This is a genomic window from Pseudoxanthomonas sp. PXM02, from assembly GCF_014851805.1.
Classification (GTDB): domain Bacteria; phylum Pseudomonadota; class Gammaproteobacteria; order Xanthomonadales; family Xanthomonadaceae; genus Pseudoxanthomonas_A.
In genome coordinates, this window is record NZ_JACVAK010000001.1 from 475,239 (window position 1) to 491,271 (window position 16,033).

Consider the following 16,033-nt stretch of genomic DNA (forward strand, 5'->3'; position numbering starts at 1 on the left):
GCGAAGCGGCTTTCAACGGTGAAGCCGGTCTACCCATCACGCGGATCGTTCGACGTCGAGAGAGATGCATAGACCGGCTTCGTCGTTGGAAGCCTCTCGGCTCTATCCATCCCAAGTGGCGCCCCCCCCCGCATCAGGCCGGACGGCACATCCGCTCCGGCATCACGTCGCGCGGAACCGGCAACGCCAGTCGCTGCTGCAGCGCATCGAATGCGGGCTTCGCCAGCGGTCCCTGCACGCCATCCTGCTTTCTTCCATCCGGAACGTATGCCCTCTTGTCCACGATGAAGTAACCGATCTCAGCCGGTCCTCCGGACGCGACGCGCTTCAGCGTGACGTAGCGCGCGTTGGACGCGACGGCGAACACGCAGGCCTCCACCACGTGCGCGGAAGCATTCCTGTCCATCTTGTAGGCAAGATGGGCGGTCGAAGGCATGTCGATCCAGAGCACGGCGAAGCGATCGTCATGCCAGCGCACATCGGAATCGACGAGCCCACAACTCATGAGCATGGTCGATGCTGTGAGTGTGGCGAACGCAATGCCGCGAACGGCTGAAAGTCGGATCATGGCAATCCGTTTACGTCGATGACCGATCTATATGCAGGAACGCAGGATGGGTGGAACGGAGCGACATTCAACGGAGAAGCCGGTCTATCCATCGCTCTCGACGCTCATTGGCCACATGATGGGTATCGCTCCGCTCCACCCATCCTACGAAAGGGCGCGCGGATTACGCCTCCGCCCACACCACATCAATGCCTTCCGACTCGCCCACCGCGCCACGCAGCAGCGCGATGAAGCCGGCGCTCGCGCCGAGGCTCTCCAGCGCGTCGATGGCGGTGTGTTCGACGTAGTAATCCTGGTCCGTCGAGGACTCCTCTTCCATGTGGTCGACCAGCAGCTGGAAGTCTTCCTGCGAGATGGTGCCCAGCGTGCGGCCGGTGTCTTTTTCCGTCAGACGAATGCTCATGCGGTCCTGCTCTCCTTGAAGGATGGAATGAAGCTTATTGCGAAGGGGGTGATGCCAGCGGTGCGCCGAGGAACGTCGCGAGGCCGCCCAGTTGCAGGCCCTGCACCTTGTCCACGACGGGTGCGAACTTGCCGATGTCATCCGGTGTATAGCCGCCGGCGCGATACCACAGCGTGATGCGGGTGCCGGTGTTCTCCTCGGCGAAGCGCCATTCCAGCGCACCGCTCAGCCCCATGCCCTGCAACGGGCCCAGGCCGCCGGTCATGCGCATCAGCTTGCCGGGATCGGTGAAGGTCACCGTCATGTGCCAGGCCTGCTGCGCGCCGTTGATTTCGCAGAAGCAGCCGCCGGCCTTGTCGCTGATCGACAGCTTCGACGCGTCGCCCCACCACGTGTGGTCGGCCGGCCACCAGCGGCCGACATCGTTCACCAGCGCGGCGTAGGCGACCTGCGGCGTTGCCGGCACCCACACCGAGTTTTCAATGGTGAAACCCTCCGGCTTCGCGTCCTTGATCTCGGCGTAAGCCGGTGTTGCCACCAGCGCCACCAGCAGCAGCGCGTTGCGCAGCCGCTGCTTCACTGCGCCGCCGCCTGTGCGCAGAACTTCTGGCGGTATTCCTTCGCCTTCGGCATCAGCGCGGTGAGGTTCTGGATGCGCGTGCCCGGATTCGGGTGCGTGGACGAGAACTCCGGCGGCGCCTGTCCGCCGCTGGCTTCGCTCATGCGCTGCCACAGCGGCACGGCTTCCTCGGGATTGAAGCAGGCCGCGGCGGCGAGCATCAGGCCCACTTCGTCGGCCTGCGTCTCGTGCTCGCGCGCATACGGCAGCAGGTAGCCGTAGCCCATGGCGGCCATCACCATCTGCTGTTGTTGCGGATCCATGCCGCTCATCGCGCCGGCCATCTGGCCGATCTGGGTGAGCTTCTGCTGCGACATGCGCTGCGCACCGTGACGCAGCAGCGCGTGGGCGATCTCATGGCCCATCACCACGGCCACGGCGTCGGCGTTCTGCGCGACGGGAATCAGCCCGGTGTAGACGGCCATCTTGCCGCCGGGCAGGCAGAACGCGTTGGCCTGTTCGGACTCGATGACGTTGACGTCCCAGTCGAAGGTCTTCCAGTTGCCGCTGGGCTGGGTGCCCTTCTCCGCCGCGATGGCGGCTTCGACTTCGGGGATCTTCGCGATCAGGCGCTGCGCGATGGTGCGCACCTGCTGGGCGATCTGCGAGTTGGGATCGACCGGGCGCTCCTGCTGCAGGATCTCCTGGTAAGCCTGCAGGCCGAGGGCCTTTTCCTCTTCCACGCCGATCGAGTTGTCGATCAGCACCTTCTCGCCGGTGTAGGGATCGACGACGCGGTTGCTGAAGTAGTAGCAGCCGCCGTAGACCAGGAAGCCCAGCAGGATCAGCCAGCGCAGGTTGCCCAGTCCGCCACCACGGCGTCCGCCGCCGCCCTGCCCGTACTGCGAGCGACCGTAAGGATCTTGCCTCATCACCCTCTCCCTGGCGGCTAGATGCCGCGCACGACGCGGAAGCCCACCCGCGCATTAGTCATATCCGAATCCGAGGACGAACGCCATGCGGCCCGAGCCTGCGCCGGGGAACTGGCCCAGGAGCCGCCCCGCACCACCCGCGAACGGCAGCCGGGATTGAACCACGCCGCGCCGTCGGCCGGTGCACGCCGGTAGCTGGCATGCCAGCAGTCGCCGACCCATTCGCTGGTGTTGCCACCCAGGTCCTTCAGGCCGAAGGCGTTGGCGCGGAAGCGGCCCACCGGTGCCGGTCCCCAGTAGCCGTCGCCGTAGCCGACGAAGGCGTTGTTCCAGGTGCGCCCGCTGGGCGAGGTGTCGTTGCCGCCGGTCAGGTTGCCGACCCCGCGCGGTGGCTGGCCGTTGCCCCACGGGTAGCGGCCCTGTTCACCGGCGCGCAGCGCGTACTCGAACTCGGCCTCGCTGGGCAGGCGGTAACCGTGGCCGGTCTGCCCGGCCAGCCATTCGGCATAGGCTTCGGCGTCGTACACGCTGACGTGCAGCACCGGCATGTCCTCGCTCGCGGGCTGACCGGCGTAGTCGGAGCGCCAGTCCACCCCGCTGCGGCGGACGAAGTTGCCGCTGCGCTCGTCGTAGACCACGGAGTGCCCGCGACGCGTCGCGCGCGGGCGGTACTGGGTGGCTTCGACGAAGCGGCGGAATTCGCCCACCGTCACCGCATGCCGCGCCATCGCGAAACCGCGATCGAAGCGCACGTAATGCGCGGGCTTCTCGGCGTCGGCCGCGCCGTTCTCGTCGTCGGCGGCGCCCATCAGGAAACCGCCGTGCGGCACCACCACCATCTCCGGGCCACGACCGCCGTAGTGCAGGCCATCGGTGAAGGCCTGGCCGGGACGGAACTGGCCGTAGTACGTGGCCAGGTCGATGCGCTGGCGGAAATCGGCGGCCACGCGGTTGCCGGGTTCGGCAATGCGCAGCACTTCGGTCAGTTTGATGCGGGCATCCTTCAGGCCCAGTGGCGTCGCCATGTCGCGCACGCCGGCATCGCGCAGTTCGACGATCCGCGCCAGCCGGACGGCTTCCACGCGTACGCGCGCATCGGCGACGGTCTGCGCGTCTTCACGGACCTCGGCAGCGTGGTTCAGCCAGCGCAACGCGGTGGGGAAATCGCTGGCGACCGCCGCGTCCTCGGCGTAACGGATCATCGCGCTCTCCACCGCCGCGACGCCCTGCATCGCGCGTGGCTGGCCGGGCTTCCACTTGAGCACTTCGCGGAAGCCGGCCAGTGCCCCGCCCCCGGCCTCGCCCAGCCGGCCTTCGCGCAGGGCGCGCTCGCTGGCAACGTTCAGGCGGGTGAGCTGGTCGGCTTCGTCCACCTTGGCCAGATACGCGGTGACCGCGGGATCGCCCGGCGCCACCGTGCGCGCCACCGCCGCAATCTGGCGCGCGCGGCGCAGCGCCTCGGTGCGGTCTTCGGCGTGCCGCACCGCCTGCGCGCCCTGGTCCAGCAGGCGGTCGAGGCTGCGGCCCAGTCCGGCTTTCGCCCGCGCATCGCCGGCATCGACGCGCAGCAGCGCGAGGTACAGGGGAATGGCATCGTCGGGGCCTTCGAACAGGCGTCCTTCGGACAGCGCCTGTGTGGCGCGCTGGTGTGCGTCGGCGACGCCATCGGCCGCGAGCGCCACCGCAGGCGGGCGCCAGTTCAATTCGTCCACGGCGCTGTCATCGCCGGTGACGGTGACGCTGGGCATGCGGATCGCATCGGCGTCCGTGCTGGCGTCATCCACATTCGCCGCATCGCGCGAACAGCCGACGAGCCACGGCAGCGACAACAACAAGGCGGCGAGAATCGCGCGCAAACACCCTCCGTGATGGGAGCAACCGGCCCCCATGAGAGAATGCCGGCGGAGACGGGACCTTAGGTTATTGTCCCCTGACTGAGCAAACGACGCATCACGCGGAGATTACGTGCCCCATTGGATCGACACCCCCGCCGCGCTGGACGCGCACCTGCAACGCCGGCCGACGCGCATCGGCCTGGATACCGAATTCGTCCGCGAGCGCACCTTCTGGCCGCAGCTCGCCCTGGTACAGATCGCCCTCGACGACGATGTGCTGCTGGTCGATCCGCTGGCCCCGGGCATGACCGACGCGCTGCGACCGTGGCTGCTGGACACCTCGATCACCAAGGTCATGCACAGCGCCAGCGAGGACCTGGTGGCGTTCAAGGTCGCCTGCGACGCGCTGCCCACGCCGCTGTTCGACACCCAGATGGCGGCCGCCATTGCCGGCATCGCGGCCGGCATGGGTTACCAGAAGCTGGTAGAGCGCGTCACCGGCGTGACGCTGGCCAAGGGCGAGACGCGCTCGGACTGGCTGCGCCGGCCGCTGAGCGAATCGCAGCTGCATTACGCCGCCGACGACGTGCGCTATCTGTTCGCGGTCCACGATGCGTTACAGGCGGAGCTGGCCGCCACCGGACGGCAGGCGTGGGTGGAAGAAGACTGCGCGCGGTTCGTCGAGAACGCCGCGCACGATGACGGCGAGCGCTGGCCGCACCTGTCGATGCGCAGCGCGCAGTTCCTCGACGTGGAAGGACAGCGGCGCCTGGTGCGCCTGCTGCGCTGGCGCGAGACGCAGGCGCGTGCCAGCGACAAGCCGCGCAGCTGGATCCTGGACAACGAACTGGCGGTCGCGCTGGCGCGCACGCCGCCGATCGACAAGGCCGCGTTGCTGCGCCTGTTCGACACCCAGCCGAAGGCACCGCGCAAGCTGGCCGACGCGATCTGGCAGGCGCTCGATACGCCGCTGGAGGACGAAGCGGCGATGCCGGTCTCCCGCAATGCCACCGACAGCGACAAGGCCCAGCTCAAGCGGCTGCAGGATGCGGTCTCCGCGCGCAGCGCGGAACTCGGCCTGCCCGATGGCGTACTGGCGTCGCGCCGCTACCTGGAAGCGCTGCAGGAATCCGGCCAGTGGCCGGCCGCGCTGTCCGGCTGGCGGCACCGCGAACTGGCCCCGACGCTCGACCCCATCCTTGCCCGTTCAGGCTTGGCACCGGCGCCTGCCGCGGGCTAGAATGGCGCCGCTCTTGTGGGGCCATAGCTCAGCTGGGAGAGCGCGTCGTTCGCAATGACGAGGTCGGGAGTTCGATCCTCCCTGGCTCCACCATCCAACAGGAAAGGCCAGGCGAATGCCTGGCCTTTTTCTTTATGCCCTCCCCCATCTCCCAAAGAAAAACCCGCCGGCATGACACCGGCGGGTCTGGGAGAACTTGCGTGTCGCGATGGATCAGAACTTGTAGCTGACACCCAGCAGGTAGCTGCGGCCCCACTCGACGTACTCGAGCGGACGGTCCTTGCTGCCGGCGTAGGTCTGGTACGCCTCGTCGGTCAGGTTGCTGGCCTGGAGCAGCACGCTCAGGCCACCCAGCGCATGCCCTTCCGGGAACGAGTAGCTGACCTGCGCGTCGGTGATGTTCTCGCCGACCACGTAGCGCAGCGTGCGGTTGCCGTTGAAGTTGCCGATCTCGCCGATGAAGTCGGAGCGACGACGCTGGTTGATGCGCGCCTCGAAGCCGTTCTTCTCGAAGTACACCGTCAGGTTGTAGACCCGCTTGGACAGACCCGGCAGATCGATGTCACCGGCGCCGACGCTGGACGCGCTTTCCGGATCCCGGATCTGGATGTTGCTGTCGTTGAAGGTGGCGCTGGCTATCGCACCGAAACCCTGCAGCGCATCACTGAACATGTCGAACGGCAGCGATGCCGTCAGCTCCAGGCCCTGCAGCGTACCGCCCTCGCCGTTCACCGGACGCGAATAACTGCCGGTCGGGTTGACGCCGACACCGGGGAAGTTCGGATGCGGCGGAATGTCAGACGTGTACGCGGACAGGTCGTAGAACGGATCGGTCTGCGTGTAGATGTAGGTCTGCAGATCCTTGTAGAAGTACGCCGCGGCGACGTAGGCCTTGGTGCCGAAGTACTTCTCGTAGGACACGTCGAACGCGTAGGCGCGCCACGGATCCAGCAGCGGGTTACCGCCGCTGGCATAGCTGTTGCGCAGGCCGGTGCCGTTGTTCTGGTCCGGACCGTCGGACGCGGTCACTTCCAGCGAAGCACGCAGCTGGTCGACGCGCGGACGCGCCACCTGCTTGGCCAGCGCGACGCGCAGGGTCTGCTCGTTGTCGAAGCCGAACGCCAGGTTCATGCTCGGCAGCACATCGGTAAAGGTCTTGCCCATGTGGATCGGCCGCGGATCGCTGCCGCCCGTGAGGCGGATCGCATCGGAGGACTGGTCGACGCGCTGGACCTGTACACCGGCGTTACCGCGCACGCTGACGTTGCCCCACTCGGTGTCGAGGTTGCCGCGCACGTAGGCGGTGGTGGTCTTCTCGCGTACGTCCCACGCCTTGGCGACGAGATACGGGAACGCGCTGTCGCTCGGCTCGAAGGTCATGTAGCGCGCGACGGCGGCGGGCACGTTCCAGGACGGGATGTAGCCGATGCCGGCGAAGCTCAGGTCGACCGGACGGTACTGCAGGTCCGACCCGATCGCGGTGATGCCCTGCGCGCCGAGGTTGATGTTGCCCTCGGGCTGGCGCTTGTTCTTCTCGCGGTCGGCGTAGTTGAGGCCGACATCGATGTCCGAGAAGAAAGCCGGCGACGGGAAGGAGGCCGCCAGCTTCGCGGTGCGGAGCTCGTCGACGACGTTCGGCACCTTGCCGTAGCCCGAGCCGTAGATCGTGCCGGTCAGGTACAGCGATTCCGGATTGGAATAGTCGCGGCCCGGATTGATCTGCGAGAACCCGTTGTTGCGGATCTGCAGCTGCAGCGTGTCCAGCTGCGGTGCCGGCAGCATCTGCGTGTTGTTCTCGAGGTTCAGCTCATCGCGCTTGGCGCGCGACCAGCCGATGTCGGCGATGATGCGCGCCTGGCCAGCGGTGAACTCGTTATTCCAGCCGAACGCGTTGATCTCGTCTTCGCGCTTGTTGTACATGCCGCGCACCAGCGGATACACGTTGCCGACCGTGCCACCGGTGAACGTGTTGTTGCCGTTGATGGCCGGATTGGTGACCTGCAGGCGGCCATAGCCACCGTTGTAGTCGCCGATGTGCACTTCGAACTGGTTGGCCGTATCGACCTGCTCGGCTTCCGAATGGAACAGGTCCAGCGTGCTGGTCCAGGCATTCGAAGGACGGAACTGCAGGGTGGCCATCACGCCATCGCGCTTGATCTCACCGGTACGGCGGAGCGCCTTGATGCCGTCGGAATAGAACGTGCCGGCCGGCACACCCGGGCGCCAGTTGTCGCCGATTGCCTGCCACGGCTCGTACAGACCCACCTGGTTTTCTTGGATCGGCGTGGTGGCGTGCGAATAGCCGATCGAGAAGCCGAAGGTGCGCGCTTCGTTCTGGGTGATGTAGCTGGCGTTGATGCGTTCGCCGTAGGCGGAGGAATCCGCCGCGGCGCCCAGCGAGTTGCGCTGGCCCCGCACACCGATGGCGCCCACCGGCGCGTCGAAGCTGAGCGGACGCACGGTCTGCATGTCGAGCGTGCCGGACAGGCCCTGCCCGATCAGGCCGGCGTCGGGTGTCTTGTAGACGGTCACGCCGCTGACGAGTTCCGAGGGGTACTGGTCGAACTCGACGCTGCGGTTGTCGCCGGTGCTGACCATCTCGCGGCCGTTGAGCAGCGTGGTGGAGAAGTCGGGCGAAAGACCACGCACGCTGATCACCTGCGCACGGCCACCAACGCGCTGGGCGGCCACGCCCGGCAGACGACCGATGGATTCGCCGATGCTGACGTCGGGCAGCTTGCCGATGTCTTCGGCAGACACCGCTTCGACGATGGAGGTGGAATCGCGCTTGACGGAAATCGCGCTTTCGATGCCGCGACGGATGCCGGTGACGACGACGGTATCGAGTTCGGTCGCGTCGGTCGCGGGCGCCTGGTCGGTGGCGGTCTCGGCGGTCTGGGCGTTTACGCCCGTCGCGGTGAGCGCGATGGCGGACGCCAACGCCGCGCTAAGCAGGTTGCGCTTGAGTTGCATGTTCCCCTCTCCAAGGACGTTGTATGCGATGAACCGGGTGCGTCGCACGCTGCGATCGCCCGGGTCTGCCATGCCGGGACGGGTGCCCCGGAATGTGCGGCCATGGTAGTAGCGTGCGCAGTCGCACAATTCGCGCTGCATACGTATTCATGCATATTTCCGAGGGCGTCCGTAACACGCGTTCCATACGGAAAAACAGGCATCGGAACGGCTTCGCCGTCATGCCTGCGCACGATTCATGAATGTCGAAGAACGGCTTCGCATCGCGCACCGGCGACGGTGCACGGTCGATGCGCGATGCGGCCCGTCGCGTCGGTGCGTCAGACCATCAAGGCGAAGTGCACGCCGCGCGGCGGCAGCGACACGGTCCGGCCATCGGACGTTGCGCTCGACAATCCATGGCCGTCGAGCACGGAGGCCACCATCCCGTCCGGCGCGCTCCACTGCACCGGTTTTGCGGACAGATTGAACGCCACCAGGAGGCGTTGACCTTCGGCCTCTCGCACGAACGCGAGCACGGGCTCCGGCGCGTCAAGAAAGCGGATGCTGCCGCTACGCAGCGCCGGTTGCAGACGCCGCCACGCAAGAAAGCCGCGCACGGTGTTGAGCACCGACGAGGGATCGGCATCCTGCTTCGCCACGTTGATGGCGCGATGTTCCGCGGGGATCGGCAGCCAGGGATTCCCGTTGCTGAAACCGGCCTGCGCCTCGTCATTCCAGGGCATCGGCGTGCGGCAGCCGTCGCGACCCTTGAAGTTCGGCCAGAACGTCTTGCCGTAGGGATCCTGCAGTGCCTCGTAAGGCACATCGGCTTCGGGCAACCCCAGTTCCTCGCCCTGGTACAGGCAGACGGAGCCCCGCAGCGAGCACACGAGCGCCACCAGCTGCGCCGCATGCGCGGGCGAGGATTCGCCATCGCCCCAGCGGGTCACGGCGCGCTGCACGTCATGGTTGGACACGGCCCAGCAGGGCCAGCCTTCGACCATCGCTGTTTCCAGCCGCTCGACCGTGGCGCGGATGTAGGCCGCGCTGCCGTCTTCGGTGAGCAGCTCGAAGCTGTAGCCCATGTGCAGGCGCTGGTCGGTGACGTACTCGGCGGTGGTCGCCAGCGAGTCCTCCGACGAGATCTCGCCCAGTGCCGCCGCGTCCGGATACCGGTCCAGCAGGCCGCGCAGGCGTTCTAGGAACGGCACGTTCTCCGGCTGCGTGTTGTTGTAGTAGTGGTACTGATACGCGTAGGGATTGTCGGGGCTGAAGCCGCGGCCCACGCGCTTCTCCTTCGGCTTGGGCGGATTGTCGCGCAGCTGCGCGTCGTGGAAGCAGAAGTTGATCGCGTCCAGGCGCAGGCCATCTACGCCGCGATCCAGCCAGAACTGCACGTTGTCCAGCGTGGCCTGCTGCACGGCCGGGTTGTGGAAATTCAGGTCCGGCTGGCTGGCGAGGAAGTTGTGCAGGTAGTACTGCTCGCGGCGCGGCTCCCAGCGCCACGCGATGCCGCCGAACAGCGACATCCAGTTGTTGGGGGGCGTGCCGTCTTCCTTCGGATCGGCCCACACGTACCAGTCGGCCTTGGGATTGTCGCGGCTCTCGCGGCTTTCCTTGAACCACGCGTGCTCCACCGAACAGTGGCTCAGCACCTGGTCGATCATCACCTTGACGCCCAGCGAATGCGCCTTGGCGAGCAGGCGATCGAAATCGGCCAGCGTGCCGAACAGTGGATCGACATCGCGGTAGTCGGCGATGTCGTAGCCGAAGTCGGCCATCGGCGACTTGAAGAACGGCGAGATCCAGATGGCGTCCACGCCCAGGCCGGCGATGTAGTCGAGCTTCTCGACGATGCCCGGCAGATCCCCTACGCCGTCCCCGTTGGTGTCCAGGAAGCTGCGGGGGTAGATCTGGTAGATCACCGCGCCGCGCCACCAGTTGTTGTTCTTCATCGATGCACCCGTCGCAATGCGTAACGCACCCCTCCGGTGCGCTCGGCGGGCGCCACTATTCCATGGGCTGTCGGGATGCGCGCAGGCTGTTCGTCATCGGCGGGCATGAATACGTATGCAGATGACGGCTGGCGAAATCACCGCAACGATCACCGAGCACTGGAGCGGCGTCGTACTGATCCGCCTGAAACGTAGGTGCAGCAAGGGTTTTCTGGATGGCTGCGCGTGATGGAGACGCATCGGCGCAGCCGCATGAGCACGCGTGCATTGTTTGCGGTGCAGCATGGAATCGGCCGCGCTTGTCGGCAAGATGCCGCGACGCTCACAACCGCGTGCGCGCATTCCGTCCGCACCGCACCGCCAGGGAAACCGCATGACCGCCAAGCCCCGCCTGTCCTTCTGGCAGATATGGAACATGTCGTTCGGCTTCCTGGGCATCCAGTTCGGTTTCGCGCTGCAGGGCGGCTTCATGTCGCGCATCTTCCAGACGCTGGGTGCGGAGAAGGATGCGCTGCCGCTGCTGTGGATCGCCGCGCCGCTGACCGGCCTGCTGGTGCAGCCGGTGATCGGCTACTTCAGTGATCGCACGTGGCACCCGCGACTGGGACGCCGTCGCCCCTACTTCCTTGCGGGTGCGATCCTCAGTTCGATCGCGCTGGTGTTCATGCCGCACTCGCCGACCCTGTGGATCGCGGCCGGCCTGCTGTGGGTGCTCGATGCCAGCATCAACATCAGCATGGAACCGTTCCGCGCGCTGGTGGCGGACAAGTTGCCGGAAAGCCAGCGCTCCTACGGTTTCATCCTGCAGACGCTGATCATCGGCATCGGCACCTGGGTCGCCAGCAACCTGCCGTGGTTCATCACCCAGCTGGGCGTGTCCAACGAGGCCGGACCTGGCATCGTGCCGCCGTCGGTGAAGATCGCGTTCGCCATCGGCGCGTTCGTGTTCATGGCCAGCATCCTGGTGACCATCCTGACCACGCGCGAGTACCCGCCGGAAGACATGGAACGGTTCCGGGCGGAGAAGCAGGCGCAGGGCAATGTCGCCAGCGAGATCTTCCGCCATGTGATCCATATGCCTGCGCAGATGCGCCGGCTGGGCGTGGTGCAGTTCTTCAGCTGGCTGGCGTTCTTCGCGATGTGGAGCATGGCGACGCCTGCGCTGACCGAGCACGTATTCAAGGCGCCTGCGCCCGATCCGGCCGCTTTCGACATGGCCGTGCCCGCACAGGCCGCGGCGTTCACGAGCGCGAACGCGGCCTTCCAGAACGCCGCCGACCTGGTCGGTTCGTACATGGGCTACTACGGTCTGTCGTCGATGCTGGTGGCCTTGCTGCTGAGCTTCTACGCGGCGCGGTTCCCGCTGAACCGCAAGGCCGTCCATGCGGGCTCGCTGGTGCTGGGCGGCATCGGCTTCCTGTCCATGTGGTTTGTGCCGCATCCGTCCTGGCTGATCGGCTCGTTCGCGCTGGTCGGCGTAGCGTGGGCCAGCATCCTGTCGATGCCGTACGCCCTGCTGTCCAGCCACGTGCCGGCCGACAAGATGGGCATCTACATGGGCATCTTCAACATGTTCATCGTGGTCCCACAACTCGCCGCCGCGACGCTGCTCGGCCCGGCGCTGCGCAATTTCTTCGGCAACGACGCCATCTTCGCGCTGGTCATCAGCGGCGTCAGCCTGCTGCTGGCCGCGCTGGCCCTGGCCGCCGTGCATGAGACCGCCGACGCTCCCGATCCCGTTATGCCGCAGGTGCATTGATGAACCGTCCACTGATTCGTCCCCTCACCGCCGCCCTGCTCGTCGCGGCGTGCGCGGCAGGTCCCGCCTTCGCCGCTGACGAGTTCTACGGCACCACCGAACCCTTCGCGAAGGAAGCGGTGTACTTCGTGCTGACCGACCGCTTCGTCAACGGCGATCCGTCCAACGATCATCGCGACCAGGGCGGGAAGAACCCGACCTTCGACCGCCCCACGCCCGGCGCACCGGCGGGCCAGACCGACAACGTCGGCTACCTCGGTGGCGACTTCAAGGGCGTGCTGGACAACGCCGGTTACATCCGCGACCTCGGTTTCACCTCGGTCTGGGTCACACCGATCATCGACAACCCGGACGAAGCCTTCACCGGCGGCGAGGAAGTGAAGTGGGCAGGCATGTTCACCGACCGCGGCAAGACCGGCTACCACGGCTACTGGGGCATCAACTTCTACAAACTGGACGAGCACCTGCCCAGCGATGGCCTGGATTTCGCCGGCTTCACCGCCGCGATGAAGGAACAGAAGCTGGATGTGGTGCTGGACATCGTCGGCAACCACGGCTCGCCGGCCTACTCCATGCCGACGATGCAGCCGCAGTACGGCAAGGTCTGGGACAAGGACGGCAAGCTGATCGCGGACCATCAGAACCTCGACCCTGACAAGCTCGACCCGCGTCGCAAGCCGATGCATGCGTTCTACAACACCGGTGGCGGACTGGCGCAGCTGTCCGACTTCAACGAGAACAACCCGGCGGTGATGGAGTACCTGATCGGCGCCTACGAACAGTGGATCGACCAGGGCGCGGCCGCGTTCCGCGTGGATACCATCGCCTGGATGCCGCATGCGTTCTGGAAAGAGTTCGCCGACCGCATCCGCGCGAAGAAGCCGGGCTTCTTCATGTTCGGCGAGAACTTCAACTACGACGCCGCCAGCATCGCCGGCCATACCTGGACGCGCAACGGCAGCTACAGCGTGCTGGACTTCCCGCTGAAGGCCAAACTCACCGACGTCTTCGAGAAGCCCGGCACCAGCTACGAGGAAATCGGCAAGGCGCTGTATCTGGAGGACGGCCCGTACGCCAATCCGTACGACCTGATGACTTTCTACGACAACCACGACATGGCGCGCATGAAGGCCAGCGATGAAGGCTTCATCGATGCGCACAACTGGCTGTTCACCGCACGCGGCATCCCGGTCATCTACTACGGCTCGGAGACGGGTTTCGAACGCGGCCATGCCGAACACGCCGGCAACCGCAACTACTTCGGCCAGGACCGCATCGACGCCGCGCCGCAGAGCCCCATCTTCGGCCCGCTCAAGCGCATCGCCACCCTGCGCCGCGACACGCCGGCGCTACAGCGCGGCCTTCAGCTCAACGTCCGCCTGAAAGGCAACCAGGCGATCTTCTACCGCGTGCTCCAGCACGAAGGCGTCACCCAGACGGCGCTGGTGCTGCTGAACAAGGGGGACGCGCCGGCCAGGCTGTCGGTGTCCGAATACCTGGAAGCCGGAACGTGGCGTGATGCGTTCACCGGCAAGACCCAGCGCGTGCGCAACCGCCTGCAGGCGGAGGTACCGGCGCATGGCGTACGCGTGTTCCTGCTCGACGCACCGGTCACCCGTGCCGATACACGCGCCCGCCTTGCGGACCTGATGGCGCGCAAGACGACGGACCCGAAGTAAACCTCAGCCGCGGCGCGGCGACGCCCACACGCTGTTGGGCTCGCCGATGTCCGCGCGCTTGCGGGTGACCCGCGCCAACCATGCGAATCCGGCCGCCATCGCCAGGGCGCCCGCATCGATCGCGAACAGCGCGGTGTGGCCGGCCGCGGTGCTTTGCCACAGCCAGGCATCGGTCATCGCACCGTGCACCACCGGAATCAACGCGGTGACCACGGCAGCGACACAGAGCAGTTCCACGGCAGCGCGGATTGGTGGACGCAGCGCCGCCCAGGCGAGGCACGCTGCCCAGGTACCGAAGCACGCGGCCTTGATGCCGGTCGCCACGTCGATGCCCCACGCAGCGCCGTGTGCCTCGAGCAGCTGCGACGCGACGAATGCCGCGGAAATCGCCACGCAGACACCGATGCAGAAGCCGACCGTCGCCTTCGCCATCCATACCTGCGCGGTGCCCTGCTCCGACTGGCGCTTCTTGCGGCGCGACTCGATCCACAGCAGGTTGCCGGAATAGAACAGGAACGCCCCGCCGACACCCAGCAGGAAGTAGAGCCACTGGAGCCACGCATTACCGTATTCGCCGAAGTGCAGCAGGTAGGCGATCGACAGCGTGGCGTGGTTGACGTCGCGATTGCCCGGCAACTGGCTGGCGACCAGTTCGCCGGTATTCGCGTTGAGCGCCACGGCACCCAGGGCGCCCAGCGTGCGCGGCGCCTCGCCGGTGATTTCGACCACGGCATTCGCATCGCCGGCGTGCGTGAGCTTCAGGTAGGCGGGTTCGAACGCGGCCAGACCCTGCTTCCTGGCTTCTTCCTGCGCGCGCGCATGCCACATCGCCAGGCCGCCCAGCGTCTGCGACTTGCCCGCCGCGGCCATCTGCGGCGCGGTATCCAGCGCGGCCGGCATCGCTTCCATCAGCTTGCCGCCGTAGATCAGCGGATTGAGCGCCAGGGCCACCACCAGCGCCAGGCACAGCAGCGCGCCGGTGGCGGCGAACATGATGTGCATGGGCAGGCCGAGCACACCGATGAGGTTGTGCGCGTCCTGCCAGAATCGCTTGAGGTTGCGGCCCGGCCGCAGCGCGAACAGGTCCTCGACCAGCTTGGGCAGGTGGATCACGACACCGGACACCAGCGCCACGCCGTACAACAGACTGACGATGCCCATCAGGTAGATGCCGGCCACCGGAATGCCCAGCGAGTAATGCAGCGCGTTGACCAGTTCGGCCAGCGCCGCCGCAGGCGGTTCCGTGCTGCCGTCGAGGTCACCGGGCGTGGCGTAGTACCAGGTGCCCTTGGCGTCCGGCCAGTAGACCAGCGGCTGCGCCGACTCTTCCCCCGGGAACATCATGCCGATCCAGTTGCGGGCATCGGGGTGGCGCGTCAGTGTTTCGTCCAGCAGGCGTTGCGCGTCGTCCAGCGTACCCACGGGCTGCTCCACCGCATGCGGCGACTGCCAGACCATCAGGTCGTGATGGAAGACGGTGATCGCACCCGCATAGAAGGCGACGAACAACGCAAAGCCGGCGACCAGCCCGACCCAGGTGTGCAGAGTGGTGAAGGTGCGCAGCGTGGACGACTTCAGCTTCAACGGACGACTCCTACTGCACCCAGTGCAGGTGGCGCAGCAGTGCCAACGCCGCCAGCCCTGCTATCGAGGCCAGGGTGTAGACCACCCAGGCACGCGCGCCGCTGCGGAACTGGAAGCCTGCGCAGAACACGCCGACCCAGACCGGGAAGAACACCAGACCGCCCGCCACCAGCGTGGATTGCCACGGCCCCGGCAGCAGCCAGCTGACCAAGCCGACGATGGCGGCGGAAAGAAAAAAGCCCGGCACGATGCCGGCCGTCGCACGTGCCCACATCAGGCTTCACCCCGCTTGCCGTCATCAACCCGCATACCCGCGATGTACGGCAGCGCGATCATCGAGAACATCCAGCTGCCGAGCATGGCGCAGAAACCGGAACCGGCGCCGAGTACCCGCGTCCACAGCAGCAGCGATGCGATAGCCAGCACCGCGCCACTCCAGATGCCAATACGTCCCAGCCGACGCAGGGCGGCCCAGCGGCAATGGCGCGAGCCCGCATAAAGCCCTGCTGCCGACAGCGCCGCCGTCAGCGCGGCCGCCATGCTCAACCATCCGTCCATCAGATT

Annotated in this window: 13 protein-coding genes and 1 tRNA gene; 4 read left to right on the top strand and 10 right to left on the bottom strand. The window is 66.6% G+C overall.

Features of this window, described 5'->3' with window-relative positions; translation table 11 throughout:
- Window positions 1–133 precede the first annotated feature (133 nt).
- From IB225_RS02155 to IB225_RS02175, 5 genes are all read right to left on the bottom strand, one after another.
- Window positions 134–505, bottom strand: a complete 372-nt coding sequence (locus IB225_RS02155) for a hypothetical protein (RefSeq protein WP_192309332.1) — start codon at window positions 503–505, stop codon at window positions 134–136.
- Window positions 506–731: 226 nt separating this feature from the next.
- Window positions 732–971 carry a hypothetical protein gene (locus IB225_RS02160; RefSeq protein WP_192268770.1) on the bottom strand — a complete coding sequence of 80 codons (240 nt, stop codon included), beginning with the start codon at window positions 969–971 and terminating at the stop codon, window positions 732–734.
- Window positions 972–1,005: 34 nt separating this feature from the next.
- Window positions 1,006–1,551: an SRPBCC domain-containing protein gene (locus tag IB225_RS02165; RefSeq protein WP_192309334.1), complete on the bottom strand. Its 546-nt coding sequence runs from the start codon at window positions 1,549–1,551 to the stop codon at window positions 1,006–1,008.
- Window positions 1,548–2,462 (bottom strand): M48 family metallopeptidase, encoded by a 915-nt coding sequence (locus IB225_RS02170; protein ID WP_192309336.1) that lies wholly within the window; start codon window positions 2,460–2,462, stop codon window positions 1,548–1,550. The genes IB225_RS02165 and IB225_RS02170 overlap by 4 nt, the downstream gene beginning before the upstream one ends.
- Before the next feature lie 17 nt (window positions 2,463–2,479).
- Window positions 2,480–4,210, bottom strand: a complete 1,731-nt coding sequence (locus IB225_RS02175; protein ID WP_192310819.1) for a formylglycine-generating enzyme family protein — start codon at window positions 4,208–4,210, stop codon at window positions 2,480–2,482.
- 217 nt (window positions 4,211–4,427) lie between these two features.
- On the opposite strand from IB225_RS02175, the gene rnd reads away from it, so the two are divergent.
- Together rnd and IB225_RS02185 are read left to right on the top strand one after the other, a co-directional pair.
- Window positions 4,428–5,537 carry a ribonuclease D gene (rnd, locus tag IB225_RS02180; RefSeq protein WP_192309338.1) on the top strand — a complete coding sequence of 370 codons (1,110 nt, stop codon included), beginning with the start codon at window positions 4,428–4,430 and terminating at the stop codon, window positions 5,535–5,537.
- Window positions 5,538–5,554: 17 nt separating this feature from the next.
- A tRNA-Ala gene (locus IB225_RS02185) sits at window positions 5,555–5,630 on the top strand.
- Window positions 5,631–5,750: 120 nt separating this feature from the next.
- On the opposite strand, the gene IB225_RS02190 is transcribed toward IB225_RS02185, so the two are convergent.
- Together IB225_RS02190 and IB225_RS02195 are read right to left on the bottom strand one after the other, a co-directional pair.
- Complete coding sequence (locus IB225_RS02190; RefSeq protein ID WP_192309340.1) at window positions 5,751–8,510, bottom strand: TonB-dependent receptor; 2,760 nt, start codon at window positions 8,508–8,510, stop codon at window positions 5,751–5,753.
- A 320-nt stretch (window positions 8,511–8,830) separates the two neighbouring features.
- Complete coding sequence (locus tag IB225_RS02195) at window positions 8,831–10,447, bottom strand: alpha-glucosidase family protein (protein WP_192309341.1); 1,617 nt, start codon at window positions 10,445–10,447, stop codon at window positions 8,831–8,833.
- Between the two features lie 373 nt (window positions 10,448–10,820).
- On the opposite strand from IB225_RS02195, the gene IB225_RS02200 reads away from it, so the two are divergent.
- Both IB225_RS02200 and IB225_RS02205 read left to right on the top strand, forming a co-directional pair.
- The gene (locus IB225_RS02200) at window positions 10,821–12,206 is read left to right on the top strand and encodes an MFS transporter (protein ID WP_192309343.1); all 1,386 of its coding nucleotides are present in this window, start codon (window positions 10,821–10,823) and stop codon (window positions 12,204–12,206) included.
- On the top strand, window positions 12,206–13,885 hold the full coding sequence (locus IB225_RS02205) for an alpha-amylase family glycosyl hydrolase (RefSeq protein ID WP_192309345.1): 1,680 nt from the start codon (window positions 12,206–12,208) through the stop codon (window positions 13,883–13,885). Before IB225_RS02200 ends, IB225_RS02205 begins: the two co-directional genes overlap by 1 nt.
- 3 nt (window positions 13,886–13,888) lie before the next feature.
- Here IB225_RS02205 and IB225_RS02210 read toward each other — a convergent pair whose 3' ends face one another.
- From IB225_RS02210 to IB225_RS02220, 3 genes are read right to left on the bottom strand one after another with little or no spacing between them, the layout of a single operon-like run.
- Complete coding sequence (locus IB225_RS02210; RefSeq protein ID WP_192309347.1) at window positions 13,889–15,469, bottom strand: PepSY-associated TM helix domain-containing protein; 1,581 nt, start codon at window positions 15,467–15,469, stop codon at window positions 13,889–13,891.
- Between the two features lie 10 nt (window positions 15,470–15,479).
- Window positions 15,480–15,743: a hypothetical protein gene (locus IB225_RS02215; protein WP_192309349.1), complete on the bottom strand. Its 264-nt coding sequence runs from the start codon at window positions 15,741–15,743 to the stop codon at window positions 15,480–15,482.
- Window positions 15,743–16,027, bottom strand: a complete 285-nt coding sequence (locus IB225_RS02220) for a hypothetical protein (protein WP_192309351.1) — start codon at window positions 16,025–16,027, stop codon at window positions 15,743–15,745. The genes IB225_RS02215 and IB225_RS02220 overlap by 1 nt, the downstream gene beginning before the upstream one ends.
- Window positions 16,028–16,033: the final 6 nt, after the last annotated feature.